The sequence below is a fragment of the Luteibacter sp. GL_149 genome (genome assembly GCF_057834065.1).
On the sequence record NZ_CM174395.1, the window covers coordinates 2,800,015 to 2,814,827 of the forward strand.

At 63.1% G+C, this 14,813-nt stretch carries 12 protein-coding genes and 1 riboswitch; of the genes, 5 read left to right on the plus strand and 7 right to left on the minus strand.

The annotated features are described in order from the left end of the window. Positions 1 to 38 precede the first annotated feature (38 nt). Positions 39 to 1,457: an NADP-dependent phosphogluconate dehydrogenase gene (gene gndA, locus AC3IR3_RS12370; protein ID WP_489192491.1), complete on the minus strand. Its 1,419-nt coding sequence runs from the start codon at positions 1,455 to 1,457 to the stop codon at positions 39 to 41. 202 nt (positions 1,458 to 1,659) lie between these two features. Here gndA and AC3IR3_RS12375 point away from each other — a divergent pair, with 202 nt between their 5' ends. The 4 genes from AC3IR3_RS12375 (at position 1,660) to ykgO (ending at position 4,573) form a co-directional block, all read left to right on the plus strand. Continuing rightward, positions 1,660 to 2,385 carry a CoA transferase subunit A gene (locus tag AC3IR3_RS12375; protein WP_489196927.1) on the plus strand — a complete coding sequence of 242 codons (726 nt, stop codon included), beginning with the start codon at positions 1,660 to 1,662 and terminating at the stop codon, positions 2,383 to 2,385. Between the two features lie 19 nt (positions 2,386 to 2,404). Further along, positions 2,405 to 3,046, plus strand: a complete 642-nt coding sequence (locus AC3IR3_RS12380) for a 3-oxoacid CoA-transferase subunit B (protein ID WP_489192493.1) — start codon at positions 2,405 to 2,407, stop codon at positions 3,044 to 3,046. A 429-nt stretch (positions 3,047 to 3,475) separates the two neighbouring features. Next, positions 3,476 to 4,390, plus strand: coding sequence for a LysR family transcriptional regulator (locus AC3IR3_RS12385; protein WP_489192495.1), 915 nt, complete (start codon positions 3,476 to 3,478; stop codon positions 4,388 to 4,390). 57 nt (positions 4,391 to 4,447) lie between these two features. Beyond that, positions 4,448 to 4,573: a type B 50S ribosomal protein L36 gene (ykgO, locus tag AC3IR3_RS12390; protein ID WP_029213509.1), complete on the plus strand. Its 126-nt coding sequence runs from the start codon at positions 4,448 to 4,450 to the stop codon at positions 4,571 to 4,573. Positions 4,574 to 4,673: 100 nt separating this feature from the next. Here ykgO and AC3IR3_RS12395 read toward each other — a convergent pair whose 3' ends face one another. The 5 genes from AC3IR3_RS12395 to carA form a co-directional block, all read right to left on the minus strand. Next, a complete protein-coding gene (locus AC3IR3_RS12395) occupies positions 4,674 to 6,317 on the minus strand; it encodes an OFA family MFS transporter (protein ID WP_489192497.1) in 1,644 nt (547 codons plus the stop codon). Between the two features lie 107 nt (positions 6,318 to 6,424). Beyond that, a complete protein-coding gene (locus tag AC3IR3_RS12400) occupies positions 6,425 to 7,042 on the minus strand; it encodes a 2OG-Fe(II) oxygenase (RefSeq protein WP_489192498.1) in 618 nt (205 codons plus the stop codon). Positions 7,043 to 7,431: 389 nt separating this feature from the next. Next, positions 7,432 to 7,908: a transcription elongation factor GreA gene (gene greA / locus AC3IR3_RS12405; protein WP_132147577.1), complete on the minus strand. Its 477-nt coding sequence runs from the start codon at positions 7,906 to 7,908 to the stop codon at positions 7,432 to 7,434. Then, the gene (carB, locus tag AC3IR3_RS12410; RefSeq protein ID WP_489192499.1) at positions 7,905 to 11,132 is read right to left on the minus strand and encodes a carbamoyl-phosphate synthase large subunit; all 3,228 of its coding nucleotides are present in this window, start codon (positions 11,130 to 11,132) and stop codon (positions 7,905 to 7,907) included. Before carB ends, greA begins: the two co-directional genes overlap by 4 nt. 69 nt (positions 11,133 to 11,201) lie before the next feature. Then, the gene (carA, locus tag AC3IR3_RS12415; protein WP_489192501.1) at positions 11,202 to 12,344 is read right to left on the minus strand and encodes a glutamine-hydrolyzing carbamoyl-phosphate synthase small subunit; all 1,143 of its coding nucleotides are present in this window, start codon (positions 12,342 to 12,344) and stop codon (positions 11,202 to 11,204) included. A 193-nt stretch (positions 12,345 to 12,537) separates the two neighbouring features. Here carA and AC3IR3_RS12420 point away from each other — a divergent pair, with 193 nt between their 5' ends. After that, complete coding sequence (locus tag AC3IR3_RS12420) at positions 12,538 to 13,257, plus strand: 2OG-Fe(II) oxygenase family protein (protein WP_489192503.1); 720 nt, start codon at positions 12,538 to 12,540, stop codon at positions 13,255 to 13,257. Between the two features lie 201 nt (positions 13,258 to 13,458). On the opposite strand, the gene AC3IR3_RS12425 is transcribed toward AC3IR3_RS12420, so the two are convergent. Further along, positions 13,459 to 14,466: a sodium:calcium antiporter gene (locus tag AC3IR3_RS12425; protein WP_489192505.1), complete on the minus strand. Its 1,008-nt coding sequence runs from the start codon at positions 14,464 to 14,466 to the stop codon at positions 13,459 to 13,461. 108 nt (positions 14,467 to 14,574) lie between these two features. After that, positions 14,575 to 14,676: riboswitch (yybP-ykoY riboswitch) on the minus strand. Between the last annotated feature and the right edge of the window lie 137 nt (positions 14,677 to 14,813).

Sequence of the window (14,813 nt, forward strand, 5' to 3'; positions counted from 1 at the left end):
TTTGTGGGAACGCGCATCCATCGCGTGCGAATGTAGGGTTAGTCCTGCGCCCATTCCGCGTGGAAGCTGCCCTTGTCGTCGATACGCTCGAAGGTGTGCGCACCGAAAAAGTCGCGCTGGGCCTGAATCAGATTGGCCGGCAGCTGTTCCGCGCGATAGCTGTCGTAGTAGGCAACGGCCGCCGAAAACCCCGGAACCGGCACGCCGGCGCCGATCGCGGCCGTGACCACCTCGCGCAGCGCTGCCTGATATTCGTGAGCTATGTCACGAAAATAAGGACCGAGCAGCAGGTTCTTCAGCTTGCCGTCGTGCGCGTAGGCATCGGTGATCTTTTGCAGGAAGCGCGCGCGGATGATGCAGCCCGCACGGAAGATCTTCGCGATCGCGCCGTAGTCGAGCGACCAGTCGTTCTCGTCGGAGGCGGCGCGCAGCTGCGCAAATCCTTGCGCATAGGAAATGATCTTGCTCATGTACAGCGCGCGGCGGACGGATTCGATGAATGCCTTGCGGTCGCCGGCGAACGTTGTCGCTGCGGGTCCCCGCAGCGTCTTGCTGGCGGCGACCCGCTCGTCTTTCATCGACGAAAGTACGCGTGCGAAGACCGATTCGGTGATGAGGGTCAACGGCACGCCCAGGTCGAGCGCGCTCTGGCTGGTCCACTTGCCCGTGCCTTTCTGCGCGGCGCGATCGACGATCATGTCGACGAGCATCTTGCCGGTCCGGTCGTCCTTCTTGCGGAAAATCCGCGATGTAATCTCGATCAGATAACTATCGAGTTCGCCCTGATTCCACTCCGTGTAGACATCGGCCAGTTCGTCGTTCGACAGACCCAGCACGTTCTTGAGTACCGCGTAGCTTTCGGCAATCAGCTGCATGTCGCCGTATTCGATGCCGTTGTGCACCATTTTTACGTAGTGACCCGCACCGCCCGGTCCGATGTAGACGACGCAGGGCTCGCCATCCGGCGCCTTCGCCGCGATTTCGGTAAGGATCGGCGCGACAAGGTCGTACGCATCGCGCGGCCCGCCGGGCATGATCGACGGGCCTTTCAGCGCACCCTCTTCACCACCGGATACGCCCGTGCCGATGAAGTGCAGGCCGCTCTTCGCCAGCGCCTCGCCACGACGGACAGTGTCTTTGTAATAGGTATTGCCGCCGTCGATGAGGATGTCGCCCTTGTCCAGCAAGGGCTTGAGCGATTCGATGGTGGCGTCGGTGGCTTCGCCGGCTTTCACCATCAGCAGGATGCGCCGGGGCTTTTCCAGCGAATCGACAAACTCCTGCAGCGTATAGGTCGGCACGAGCTTTTTGCCCGGGCTTTCGGCCATCACTTCCTCGGTCTTCTCGCGGCTGCGGTTGAAGATCGATACCGCATGGCCCCGGCTTTCGATGTTCCAGGCCAGGTTGCGGCCCATGACGGCCATGCCGATAACGCCGATCTGCTGCTTGCTCACCATGGGTTTCTCCGACGACTGATCTTAAGGGACATGGGGTCCGCGGACGGGAGCGCAACCGCCAGTATGCCCACGACGATGTCGAGGCGACTTGAACGAACCCGCCGCCAGGCAGCGATCTCTTGGACTAAAGGGTAGCGCCGTCGTACCGGGCGGCTCGGCTATCATGGGCGGCGAACAGACGCTGGACCTCAAGGACCAACAGATGGCATCGAACGACGTCAAGAAACAACCCCGCGACAAGCGCTACCCGTCCGCGCACGAAGCGCTGGCCGGACTGGTCGCCGATGGGCAGACCATCGCCGTCGGCGGCTTCGGTTTGTGCGGCATCCCCGAACTGCTGATCGAGGCGCTGCGCGATTCGGGCGTACGCAACCTGACCGCGGTGTCCAATAACGCGGGCATCGACGGTGCGGGCCTTGGCCTGTTGCTGGAAACGCGCCAGATCCGAAAGATGGTGTCTTCTTATGTCGGCGAAAACCGCGAGTTCGAACGGCAGTACCTGGCCGGCGAACTGGAAGTGGAATTCACTCCGCAAGGCACGCTGGCCGAAAAGCTGCGCGCCGGCGGCGCAGGCATTCCGGCTTTCTTCACCCGCACGGGTTACGGCACGCAAGTGGCCGGGGGCAAGGAAACGCGCGAATTCGACGGCCATATGTACGTGATGGAACATGCCATCCGCGCCGACGTGGCGCTGGTCAAAGCGTGGAAGGCCGATCCGTCGGGCAACCTCGTGTTCCGCAAGACCGCCCGCAATTTCAATCCGATGGCGGCGACGGCCGGCAAGGTCTGCATCGCCGAAGTGGAAATCATGGTGGGCATCGGCGACCTCGATCCCGACCAGGTGCACACGCCGGGTATCTATGTGGACCGCATCGTCCACAACCCGAACCCGAGCAAGCGCATCGAACAGCGCACCGTGCGCGCCTGACCGCTAAGGAATCAAAGAGATGGCCTGGACCCGTGAACAGATGGCGCAGCGCGCCGCCCTTGAACTCTCCGACGGCGATTACGTCAACCTTGGCATCGGCTTGCCGACGCTGGTCGCCAATCACCTGCCGGACGGCGTCGATGTCTGGCTGCAGTCCGAAAACGGACTGCTCGGCATCGGCCCCTTCCCCACCGAAGAGGAAGTGGATGCCGACCTCATCAATGCCGGCAAGCAGACCGTCACGGCCCGCCCGGGTGCCTCGTTCTTCAGCAGCGCCGATTCGTTCGCGATGATTCGCGGTGGCCACATCGACATTTCGATTCTCGGCGCCATGCAGGTCACCTGCGAAGGCGACATCGCGAACTGGATGGTGCCCGGCAAGATGGTCAAGGGCATGGGCGGCGCGATGGATCTGGTCGCTGGCGTGAAGCGCGTGGTGGTCGTGATGGAACACAACGCGAAAGACGGCTCGCCGAAAATCCTGACCGAGTGCAACCTGCCGCTGACCGGCAAGGCCGTGGTCAACCGGATCATCACCGACCTGTGCGTGTTCGATGTGGACGGCGGTGGGTTGACGCTGATCGAGCTCGCGCCCGACGTCGATGAGGCTAAGGTTCGGGACGCGACGGGGTGTTCGTTCCGGACAGCGTTGGCGGCCTGACCGGCGGCCTTCTTTTAGGTGACGCCTACCGCTCTGTTGTAGGAGTCCGCTTGCGGGCGAAAGCCAACAGGGCAAGGAAGATGGATGCTCACATCCGCGAGCCCGTTCCGTGGGCTACGGATGTCACGCACAGCATCGCCGCTCCGTTGGCTTTCGCCCGCAAGCGGGCTCCTACAACAGAGCGATCAAGGTCCACCGTATCGGAGGCGCGAGATGCTCGAGCGCCAAAAAGAAAGTCGCCCCGCAGAGGACGCGTCAACATCGGCTTCGGGGGGGAGGATAGCCGGATGTTGCGGATTAGCGTCGATGCGGGGCGAGGGACCTACCGACCCAGGGGGAGGGGTTGGTGGTAGGCCGAGGAGAATATTATCCTCGATCCAAGTCCCGATCCAATATATATTTCGACCGATACTTATACGGTTTCCGACTATGTTCGATCTGCGGCAACTGCGTTATTTCGTCGAAGTGGCCGACACCCTGAGCTTTACTCAGGCGGCCCAGCGGCTACACATCTCGCAGCCGCCGCTTTCGCAGCAGATCCAGTCGCTGGAAAGCGACCTGGGGGTGCGCCTGTTCGACCGCACGAAGCGCCGGGTGGCACTGACCGAACCGGGCCGGCTTTTCCTGATCGAGGCCAGGGCGATCCTTTCCCGGGCAGACGCCGCACGCACCCTGGTAACCGAGGCCGCCGCCGGATTTACCGGCCACTTGCGACTGGCCTATTCGGTCTCCGTATCATTCCATCCCGCGTTGCCGGAAACCTTGCTCCGTTTCACACAAGCGGCCCCCGGCGTTAGTGTCCAGCTGGGCGAGATGTATACCGGGGCCCAGTACGACGCCCTGCTGAGCGGCCAGATCGACGTGGGACTACTGCGGGCCGAGCCCTCGGGTGTCGGCAATGCGCGGCAGCTGAACGTCGAAATCATCGATCGCGAGCCACTGGTCATCGCCATGCCCGCGGGGCACCGCCTGGCCAATCGTCCCTCGCTGCGCATGTCGGAACTGGCCGGCGAACGCTTCATCGCACAGCCACGCATCCTGGCGGCCACCCTCTACGACCGCCTGATGCTGCTGGCCAGCAAAGCCCGCTTCCGGCCGAACATCCGCCAGGAAGCCCAGTTGGTCACGGCGTTGCTGCCTCTGGTGGCGGCGGGTCTCGGCCTCGCCCTGGTGCCCGGCTCGCTGCGGGTCGTCCATCTGGCGGGCGTCGCCTTCGTTCCCGTGGACGATCCCGACGCCAACCTCTTGCTTGCAGTGGCCAGTCGCGCGGACAATACGTCCCCCGTGCTGGAAAGCTTTCTACGCACGGTCCGGGAATCGCGCGTGTCGTTAGGCTTGTGCTAAGTCGATGGCTAAGCTAGAATTCCGGTTTTCCCTCGTTCGTAGTTTTAGGAGCTGGCCGTGAAGGTGCTTTCCTCTTTGAAGTCCGCGAAGTCGCGTCACCGTGACTGCAAAGTCGTGCGCCGTCGCGGCAAAGTGTTCGTAATCTGCAAGAGCAATCCCCGTTTCAAGGCTCGTCAGCGCTAATTGCAGCTGCGACGGGTTTTAAAGAAAAGGCCGCTTATGCGGCCTTTTTTTATGGTCACTGCAGCCCTCTGCTCCCACAGAGAACAGAACAATGCCGCGGCTAGAACAACGCCGCCGCCTTGCTCAGTGCGATCCACACGCCAATCAGGAACGGGATGCCTACGGCCAGCCATGCGAGTACGCCGATGCCGCCGAATGATCCACGCGCCGCATCCGCCACACTGCTCTCGGTCGCCAGCGCTTCATGTTGCAGCGAACGCTCATGGCGCAGCTCGTCGTCCGTCATGTGGTTCTTCGGATCGACCGGGCGAACCAGCAGATTGCAGATGAAGCCGACCAGCAGCAGCCCGGCCAGGATATAAAGCGTCCGGTCGTAGACGAGATTCTTCGCCACACCCGCACCCAGTTGCGCCTCGCGCACACCTGCGATCAATACCGGCCCCACGACACCCGCCACCGACCAGGCCGTCAACAGGCGACCATGGATGGCGCCGACCATTTGCGTACCGAAGATATCCGCCAGATACGCCGGGACCGTCGCGAAACCGCCGCCATACATCGACAGAATGATGCAGACGGTGGCAACGAACAGCGCCGCCATACCCAGATGCCCAAGAGTCGGCAGCAGGCAATAGAGCACGACGCCCAGCGCGAAGAAAATGAAGTACGTCGTCTTGCGACCCAGATAATCCGACGCGGATGCCCAGGCCAGACGACCCGCGCTGTTGAAAAGACTGATGAGACCGACCAGACCCGCCGCAGCCGCCGCGATCGCGGCTTTCTGCGCCACGGTGAGCGCGGATGTGTCGGTGACGCCAACGAGCCGCCCGCCGAATACGTCCTGCAACATCGGACTGGCCATGGAGATCACGCCAATGCCGGCCGTGACGTTCATGCACAACACGCCCCACAACAGCCAGAACTGCGGCGTTTTCCATGCACGATTCAGATGCACGTGATGAGCGGAGATGAGACTGGACTTCGCGGCCGCCGGTGCGGGCGCCCAGCCGGCGGGTTTCCAGCCGACGGGCGGAACGCGGAATCCGAATGCGCCCAGCGACATGGCGACGAAGTAAATCGCGCCCATGCACATCAGCGTGGTGGCCACGCCGGGCACGTCGTTTACCTTGAAGACGTCCATGAGTTTCACGGCAATGGGCGCGCCGATCATCGCACCGCCGCCGTACCCCATGATCGCGAAACCCGTGGCAAGGCCACGCCGGTCGGGAAACCATTTGATCAGCGAGGATACCGGCGTGATGTAACCCAGCCCCTGCCCTACGCCGCCCAATAAGCCGCAACCCAGATACACGAGCCACAACTGGTGGATAGCGACACCGATACCACCCAGCACCAGGCCGCCGCCCCAGCACAACGCGGCGATGAAACCCGCCTTGCGCGGACCGGCGTGCTCGAGCCAGCCGCCCCAGATCGCAGCCGCTAGTCCGAGCATGGCGATGAAGGTTTCGAAGATATGATTGACCGACGGTACCGTCCAGTTGCAGCTCGTCGTGGTCAGCTGGTCGATGAACCCCTGACTGGCGCAGACAGCCGCATCGGCTCCGGGCACCAGCTTCGTCATCGGCAACCAGAAGACGGAGAACCCGTAGGCCATACCGATGGACAGATGGATGGCCAGCGCCGCGGGCGGCACCAGCCAGCGATTGAACTTCGGACCCGCAATAGTGCGTTCGCGCGCGAGCAAACCCGGCGCCGCGTTGGCGCCCTCAGTGACGACCGACATGCTTACCCCCACCCATGAGAATGCCGTTGTTAGCGCATCTTAAGTGGGTTTGCCAGACATACCACCCGACGATGGTCGAATGAGGGGCGCTACAAGCCGCCGCACCCTTAACTACGAAGCTTCGGCGTCGACCCGTGGCGCATCCACGAGGCGATACTCATGCGCGGCACCGTGGCGGTCATGACCTCGTGCTCGATGTAGCGCGAAAGGAAAAGGACGAGCGTGCCCGCGACAGGCATGATGTCGCGAGGTGCCTCGCCGTCGAAATAGAGCCGGAGTGCGCCGCCATCGGCATCCAGCCAGTTCTCGTTGAGATAGAAAACCGTCGAGACGATTCTGGAAAAGTCGTCGCCCGGACAGTCGAGGTGACGCGAATACCCTGCCCCGGGCTTGTACAAGGCGTAGTGAGCTTCGACATCGGCCATCCGGACCATGAGGCCCCGCGAAAGAAAACGCCTCAGCGCATTCAGTCTCCGTAGATAGGCACGCTCTCCGGTCGAAAGACCGGTATCCCGCAACCATCGCGTATGGTCGCCCCGGCTCGGTCCGTGCCGCGACTCCCTGGCGACGCCGGCGAGCTGCAGCCCATCGGCATCGGCGAATCCCCTGCAGCTTGCCGCCAGCGATCGCGTCGTCGCCTGGTCGAGGAATCCCTCGATCGTGCACCAGCGGCTGTCGATGAGGCTATCGATAACCGCATCGTCGAATGGTGCCGATAGCCGCATTGTGATTGTCCGTCCGCCACTTCGTCGAAGACACTCTTCAACGCCAGCGCGCCGCCCACCATACGCTATCGGGGGTAAGCGATGCGGTTATCCATGCGTCGACGCGCTGCTTTCCTCCACGTGACCGCAACAGTCGGAAGAGCCGTCGCCCCCCCCTCGACGCGACTTGCGCAACCGAGCGCGGCGGGGCGCAGCCATCAGACACAAGCCGCACAGCGGCTCTCCCTTCCCGAGCGACGGTGAAGCCGGAGCGTCGAGGGGGGTGGCCGACGGCTCTCCCCGCGGCGTCCCAGCACTACCGCGATGGCGAAGCCGAGCCCTCCCCGAAGTACGTGAAGAACAAAAAAAGGCCGCTTGCGCGGCCTCTTTAATATCGCCGAAACACCGGATCAGGTGTAACGAACACCCGTGATTTCGTAATTCTTTACGCCGTTGGGCGCGGTGAATTCGAAGCTGTCGCCTTCGTTCTTGCCGATGAGGGCGCGAGCGATCGGCGACGACACGGCAATCAGTCGCTGCTTGATGTCGGCTTCGAGGTCGCCAACGATCTGGTAGGTGACCTTGTCGCCCGAGTCTTCGTCTTCGAGATCGACGATCGCACCGAATACGACACGCTTGCCGGCACCGAGACGCTCGGTGTCGATCACTTCGGAATTGGACAGGCCGGCTTCCAGTTCGCTGATGCGTCCTTCGTTGAAACCGTGCATCTCGCGAGCCGCGTGGTACTCGGCGTTTTCCTTCAGGTCACCGTGCGCACGCGCCTCCGCGACAGCGGCGATGATCTCCTGACGCTTCGGGCCCTTCAGGAATTCAAGCTCCGTGCGCAGGCGCTCGGAACCCTTCTTGGTCATGGGAGGACGGCTCACGAGTGAAGCTCCTTGTGCAGTTCCTGCAGGCTGTTGACTTCGCCATTGGCGTGGAAGTCCAGCGAATGCACGAGGGCACGCGCACCGGCAACGGTCGTGGAATACGTCACGCGCTGCTGGAGCGCTTCGCGACGGATGGAGAACGAATCGGAAATCGCCTGCTTGCCTTCCGTCGTGTTGACGATATAGACGACATCGCCGTTCTTGATCAGATCGACGATGTGCGGACGGCCTTCCAGCACTTTGTTGATGCGTTCGCAGGCAACGCCGTTCTGCTTCAGGAACGCGGCCGTGCCTTCGGTCGCGACCAGCGCGTAACCGCGCTTGGCGACATCCTGGGCGATCGGCAGCAGGCGATCCTTGTCCGCGTCGCGCACCGACAGGAAGACCTTGCCTTTCGGCGGCGCCTTGATACCGGCTGCCTCGTGACCGCGAGCGAACGCGGCACCGAACGTGCGGCCGACACCCATCACTTCGCCGGTTGAGCGCATTTCGGGACCGAGGATCGGATCGACGTTCTGGAACTTCAGGAACGGGAAGATCGCTTCCTTCACCGAGTAGTACGACGGAATGACTTCCTTCGTCGCGCCCTGGTCGGCAAGCGTGCGACCGGCCATGGCACGCGCGGCGACCTTGGCGAGCGAGACACCCGTGGCCTTGCACACGAACGGCACCGTACGCGAAGCGCGCGGATTCACTTCGAGGATGAACACATCGTCGCCCTGAATGGCGAACTGGGTGTTCATCAGGCCGATGACCTTGAGCTCGCGGGCCAGCAACGTGACCTGGCGGCGCATCTCGTCCTGCACTTCCTGCGACAGCGAGTACGGCGGCAGCGAGCAGGACGAATCGCCCGAGTGCACGCCGGCTTCTTCGATATGTTCCATGATGCCGCCGACAAGCACGTTGCCCTCCGCATCGGCGACGATGTCGACGTCGACTTCGACCGCATGGTCGAGGAAGCGGTCGAGCAGCACCGGGGAATCGTTCGACACCTGCACGGCTTCGCGGATGTAACGCGACAGGTCGGCATCGTCGTAGACGATTTCCATCGCGCGGCCACCGAGCACGTAGCTCGGACGCACGACCAGCGGGTAACCGATCTCGCGCGCCAGGGTCAGCGCTTCGTCGGCATTGCGCGCCGTACGGTTCGGCGGCTGCTTCAGCTTCACGCGTTCGATCAGCTGCTGGAAGCGTTCGCGATCTTCGGCCAGGTCGATCGAGTCGGCACTGGTGCCGATGACCGGCACGCCGGCGGCTTCGAGCGCACGCGCAAGCTTCAGCGGCGTCTGGCCGCCGTACTGCACGATGACGCCCTTCGGCTTCTCGAGGTCGACGATCTCGAGCACGTCTTCCAGCGTCAGCGGCTCGAAGTACAGGCGATCGGAGGTGTCGTAATCGGTCGACACGGTTTCCGGGTTGCAGTTGACCATGATGGTCTCGAACCCGTCCTCGCGCAGGGCGAGCGCCGCGTGCACGCAGCAGTAGTCGAACTCGATACCCTGGCCGATGCGGTTCGGACCGCCGCCAAGCACGATGATCTTGTCGCGGTTGGTCGGGTTGGCTTCGCACTCTTCCTCGTACGTGGAAAACATGTACGCGGTGGTGGTGGCGAACTCGGCGGCGCACGAGTCGACGCGCTTATAGACGGGACGCACGCCGAGCGTGTGACGAAGACGACGGACAGCGGCTTCGTCGGTGCTGGCCAGTTCGGCAAGGCGCGCATCGGAGAAGCCCATGCGCTTGAGTTCGCGCATGCGCGGCTCGTCGAGCGATGCCATGCCCTGGCGCTGGACTTCGCCCTCGGTCATCACGATGTCTTCGAACGCGGCAAGGAACCAGGGGTCGATGCGCGTGAGGTCGTGGACTTCCTGCAGGCTCAGGCCTGCACGGAATGCATCGGCGACATGGAATACGCGGTCCGGGCGCGGCTCGCGCAGTTCGCGCTTGAGCGTCTGGAATCCTTCTTCGCTACCGATATCGAGGCCGGTCGGGTTGAGGCCGTTCTTGCCGATTTCCAGACCGCGAAGCGCCTTCTGCAGCGATTCGTGGAAAGTGCGGCCCATGGCCATCACTTCGCCGACCGACTTCATCTGCGTGGTAAGGCGCGCATCGGCAGCCGGGAACTTCTCGAACGCGAAGCGCGGAATCTTGGTGACGACGTAGTCGATGGAAGGCTCGAACGACGCAGGGGTAAGACCGCCCGTAATGTCATTCTTCAGTTCGTCCAGCGTGTAACCGACGGCGAGCTTCGCAGCCACCTTGGCGATCGGAAAGCCCGTGGCCTTCGAGGCCAGCGCCGACGAGCGCGACACGCGTGGATTCATCTCGATGACCACGACGCGGCCGTCTTCGGCATTGATACCGAACTGGACGTTGGAACCGCCGGTGTCGACGCCGATCTTGCGCAGCACCGCGATGGATGCGTTACGCAGGCGCTGGTATTCCTTGTCCGTAAGCGTCTGTGCCGGCGCGACCGTGATCGAGTCGCCGGTGTGCACGCCCATCGGATCGAAGTTCTCGATCGAGCACACGATGATGCAGTTGTCCGCGCTGTCGCGAACCACTTCCATCTCGAATTCCTTCCAGCCCAGCACCGATTCCTCGACGAGGACTTCGTGCACGGGCGAGAGCTCGAGACCGCGACCGATGATCTCGACGAATTCTTCCTTGTTGTAAGCGATGCCGCCGCCCGAGCCGCCGAGCGTGAAGCTGGGACGGATGATCGTCGGATAGCCGACGGTCGTCTGGATTTCGAGCGCCTGCTCCATCGAGCGCGCCACGCCTGCCTTCGGACAGTCCAGGCCTATCTCGGCCATGGCCTTGCGGAACAGGTCGCGGTCCTCGGCCATGCGGATGGCATCGCGCGACGCGCCGATCAGTTCGACGTTGTACTTCTCGAGCACGCCGTTGTCGGCCAGATCGAGTGCGCAGTTGAGACCGGTCTGGCCGCCCATCGTCGGGAGCACCGCATCCGGGCGCTCCTTCGCGATGATGCGCTCGACGGTCTGCCAGTTGATCGGCTCGATGTACACCGCGTCGGCGGTGTCCGGGTCGGTCATGATCGTCGCCGGGTTCGAATTGACCAGGACGACGCGGTAACCCTCTTCGCGCAGCGCCTTGCAAGCCTGGGCGCCGGAGTAATCGAACTCGCAGGCCTGACCGATGACGATCGGACCGGCGCCGATGACGAGGATGGTTTTTAGATCTGAGCGCTTTGGCATGGGTTTCTCGCTTTCGCAGGCGTTGGGGTCAGCGGGTGGCCGTGAGGCCACCCGGGCGGCAAGGCGGCGTCAGGACGCCTTCGTCTTGCCGTGCTGCTCCATCGAGGCAATGAACTGGTCGAACAGGTAATCGAGGTCCTGCGGACCCGGGCTCGCTTCCGGATGGCCCTGGAAGCAGAAGGCCGGCCGGTCGGTAAGCGCGAAGCCCTGCAGGGAACCGTCGAACAACGAGGTGTGCGTGATGCGCACATTCGTCGGCAGGGTCGACGCGTCGACCGCGAAGCCATGGTTCTGCGAGCTGATCAGCACGCGGCCGCTATCGTGATCCTTCACCGGATGATTCGCGCCGTGATGGCCGAATTTCATCTTCAGCGTCGTCGCGCCAAGCGCCAGCGCCATGATCTGGTGACCGAGGCAGATGCCGAAGAGCGGCAACCTGGTTTCCAGGATGTCGCGCGTGGCGTCGATGGCGTAGTCGCATGCGGCCGGATCGCCCGGGCCGTTGGCGAGGAACACGCCGTCCGGATTCATGGCGAGGACGTCCTTCGCGGGCGTCTGGGCGGGCACGACCGTGATGTCGCAGCCACGGCTGGCGAGCAGGCGCAGGATGTTCTGCTTCACGCCGAAGTCGTAGGCCACCACGCGAAAGCGCTTGGGCGCGTTGTAGAAGGCCGTCTTGTCGAGGTCGTACACACCTTCGGACCACTGGAAGGTCTTCGTGGTGCTGACGACTTTCGCGAGGTCCATGCCATTCAGGCCCGGGAAGGCGCGAGCCTTCGCCAGCGCGGCCTCGGCATCGATGCTCTCGCCGGCGACGATGCAGCCGGCCAACGCGCCCTTCTCGCGAAGGATGCGGGTAAGACGACGGGTGTCGATACCGGCAATGGCGACGATGCCCTGACGCTCGAGATACGCGGGTAGCGGCTCGACGCTGCGCCAGTTACTGGCCAGGCGCGGCACGTCGCGCACGATCAGGCCCGCCGCATGGACGCGGTCGGACTCGACGTCGACCGGGTTCGTCCCGGTGTTGCCGATGTGCGGATAGGTAAGGGTAACGATCTGGCGCGAGTAGGAGGGGTCCGTGAGGATCTCCTGGTAACCGGTCATGGAAGTGTTGAAAACCACTTCGCCGACGGTTTCACCGCGGGCACCGACCGCGTGGCCGTGGAACACGCTGCCATCTTCGAGGGCAAGCAGAGCGGGAGTACGCATGAGAAAGGCCGCCTTCAGGTGCAGCAAGGTCCGCAAGCCAGCGTTAAGCGGCTCGTGGACCTTGGGGATAAGGATCGTGGGCGGGACAGAATGATAGGTGTAGCGGGCCTTTCTGTCCACCGTTACCGTTGCGTTGCAGCAACCATTATTACAGTGAGCGGTGCCACGGACGATACGCTGTAACACGGATACAATGAACGCAACGACATATCCCGAAGATACCGATCCCATGCTGCTCGATCCCGCCCGCCTGGACCGCTCCGACACCGACGTCCGCAGCGAGCCGTTTCCGTTCATGATCGCGCACGGCCAGTTACCCGACGACGCGCGCAGTGACCTGGAGCGCGATTTCCCGCAGTACACCAGTGCCGGCTTCTTTCCCTACGATGCCAGCGACTGCGGCCCCTCGGTGAACGAGCTGGTCGAGCAGATGAGCTCCCCGGCCTTCGCCGCGGCCATCGGCCGGCACCTGGGCATCGAAAACCTGGGCCAGTATCCGACCCTGATCACCCTTTGCAAACTGCTGAACCGGCGTCACGGCACCATCCACACCGACAGCAAGTCGAAGGTGGCCACGGCGCTGATCTATCTGAACCAGCAGTGGCCCGATACCAGCGACGGCTGCCTGCGCTTCCTGCGCGGCATCGACAACATCGACGACATCGTCGCGCCCGAGCTGAAACCGCTGTTCGGCGAATTCGCCGTCTTCCGCCGCACCGAAAACTCCTTCCACGGGCACCTGCCTTACGAAGGCGAGCGACGCGTCATCCAGGTCGCGTGGCTCACCAGCGAAGAGGAAAAGCTGCGCAAGACCAAACGCGGCAAGTTCTCGCGGGTTTTCAAGAAGATCTTCGGCAAGTGGGATCGCCGGCTGGGTGCGGGCCGGGACCGGAGCGCTTCGCATAAGGATTAAGCGCAGTACGACCCTGTAGGAGCCCTCTTGCGGGTTAGTGCCAAGCAAAAGATCTAATGGCGGTGCGAAAGCCAACGGAGCGGAAATGCGGTGCGTGACATCCGCAACCCGCAGATCGGGCTCGCGAATGTGAGCATCCGTCTGCTTCGCTCCGTTGGCTTTCGCCCGCAAGCGGGCTCCCACAGGGCGTGCGGTATCTTGCTAGCTCGTGAAATGCCAGGCCACGTAGGCGGCGAACACGCCGTATAGCAAACCGATCGGCATCAGCCAGCGCGCGCTTACGTCACCGCGACGGAACATGATCCAGAGGAAGACGACCGCGACGCCGGTGATCGCACCGGCAACGATCAGCGGTGCGTCGAATAGCCATGGCGTGGCGAACAGGGCGAGCGAACTCGGGATCGTCGCCTGGATCATCATCGCGCCCGAAATATTGGCAAGCGCCAGCCGTTCCTTGCCCTGACGTACCCAGATCAACGCGTTGACGGTTTCCGGAAGCTCGGTGGCGACCGGGCTGAGTACCAGCGCTACCAGATGCGGCGACAGCGCGAACGCCTCGCCGATAGCCTCCAGTTGCCCCACGAAGGTTCGCGAGGCGATGGCGATCACGACCAACGCGAGCAGGGTCTGCGTCGCCACCCACGCCATGCTGGGATCCGGCACGCCGGGGCGGAATTTCAGGGGTTCCAGGTCTTCTTCGCCTTCCGGCGCACTGTCGTCGTCGCGCATCTCCCGCCACACGTAAAGACCGTACGAGGCGATGAACAACACGCCGAGCCAGGGTTTCCATGCGAACGCCACCAGACCCAGACCCACCTTCACGACGAAGATGCCGAGGAACCAGGACTGATCGCGCGCGAGACGCTTGTGGTCGACGCGGATGCGATCGTCGGCGCGCTTCAGCCGTCGCTGATTCAGAAACAGTGCAAAGCCGACCACCGCATAGGCGATGGTTGCCAGGACCAGCGGGCCGCCCAATGCCGCACCGACACCGATGTCTTTCGCTTCCGGCGTCTTGCCGAACATCACGGCGACGAAGGTCACCGCGCTTTCAGGCAGTGCCGTCCCGAAGGCGGCCAGGACGGTACCCGTCGCGGTGGCGCCAAGGCTGAGCTTGCGCCCGAACCATTCGACGCCATTGACGAAGTACTCGCAGGCGAAATAAATCGCGCCCGCGGAAACGAGAAAGAGGAAACATGTCAGAAGCATGCGTTTGTCTGAGCCGGGCGAGCGTATACCGATGGCGCAACGACACCGCTCGCCCGGCTCGGGTGAGCATGTCGATGGCCAAAGGTCTCGCCGGGCGGACCGTCACCGAAGTGACGATTACCGTTCGCACCATGGGGCACAAGGCCGCCAAGTCTGTTGACGCGAACTCCTCAGGGGGAACGAGGATGGCTACTCCCCAATGACATCGGGGCGGATGTTAGCACGGGGCGCGATCCTCCGCCCCTCCCCCTCCCTGTAGGAGCTCGTTTGCGGGCTTGTGCCAAGCAAAAGATCAATGACGGTGCGAAAGCCAACAGGGCGAGGAAGACGGATGCTCATATCCGCGA

What these genes read in the sequence shown, in the direction of transcription:
- AC3IR3_RS12425 (WP_489192505.1), bottom strand. Translation starts at nt 14,466, where the DNA reads ATGCTTCTGACATGTTTCCTCTTTCTCGTTTCCGCGGGCGCGATTTAT.
- AC3IR3_RS12380 (WP_489192493.1), top strand. Translation starts at nt 2,405, where the DNA reads ATGGCCTGGACCCGTGAACAGATGGCGCAGCGCGCCGCCCTTGAACTC.
- AC3IR3_RS12375 (WP_489196927.1), top strand. Translation starts at nt 1,660, where the DNA reads ATGGCATCGAACGACGTCAAGAAACAACCCCGCGACAAGCGCTACCCG.
- AC3IR3_RS12385 (WP_489192495.1), top strand. Translation starts at nt 3,476, where the DNA reads ATGTTCGATCTGCGGCAACTGCGTTATTTCGTCGAAGTGGCCGACACC.
- carA (WP_489192501.1), bottom strand. Translation starts at nt 12,344, where the DNA reads ATGCGTACTCCCGCTCTGCTTGCCCTCGAAGATGGCAGCGTGTTCCAC.
- AC3IR3_RS12400 (WP_489192498.1), bottom strand. Translation starts at nt 7,042, where the DNA reads ATGCGGCTATCGGCACCATTCGACGATGCGGTTATCGATAGCCTCATC.
- gndA (WP_489192491.1), bottom strand. Translation starts at nt 1,457, where the DNA reads ATGGTGAGCAAGCAGCAGATCGGCGTTATCGGCATGGCCGTCATGGGC.
- AC3IR3_RS12420 (WP_489192503.1), top strand. Translation starts at nt 12,538, where the DNA reads ATGAACGCAACGACATATCCCGAAGATACCGATCCCATGCTGCTCGAT.
- AC3IR3_RS12395 (WP_489192497.1), bottom strand. Translation starts at nt 6,317, where the DNA reads ATGTCGGTCGTCACTGAGGGCGCCAACGCGGCGCCGGGTTTGCTCGCG.
- carB (WP_489192499.1), bottom strand. Translation starts at nt 11,132, where the DNA reads ATGCCAAAGCGCTCAGATCTAAAAACCATCCTCGTCATCGGCGCCGGT.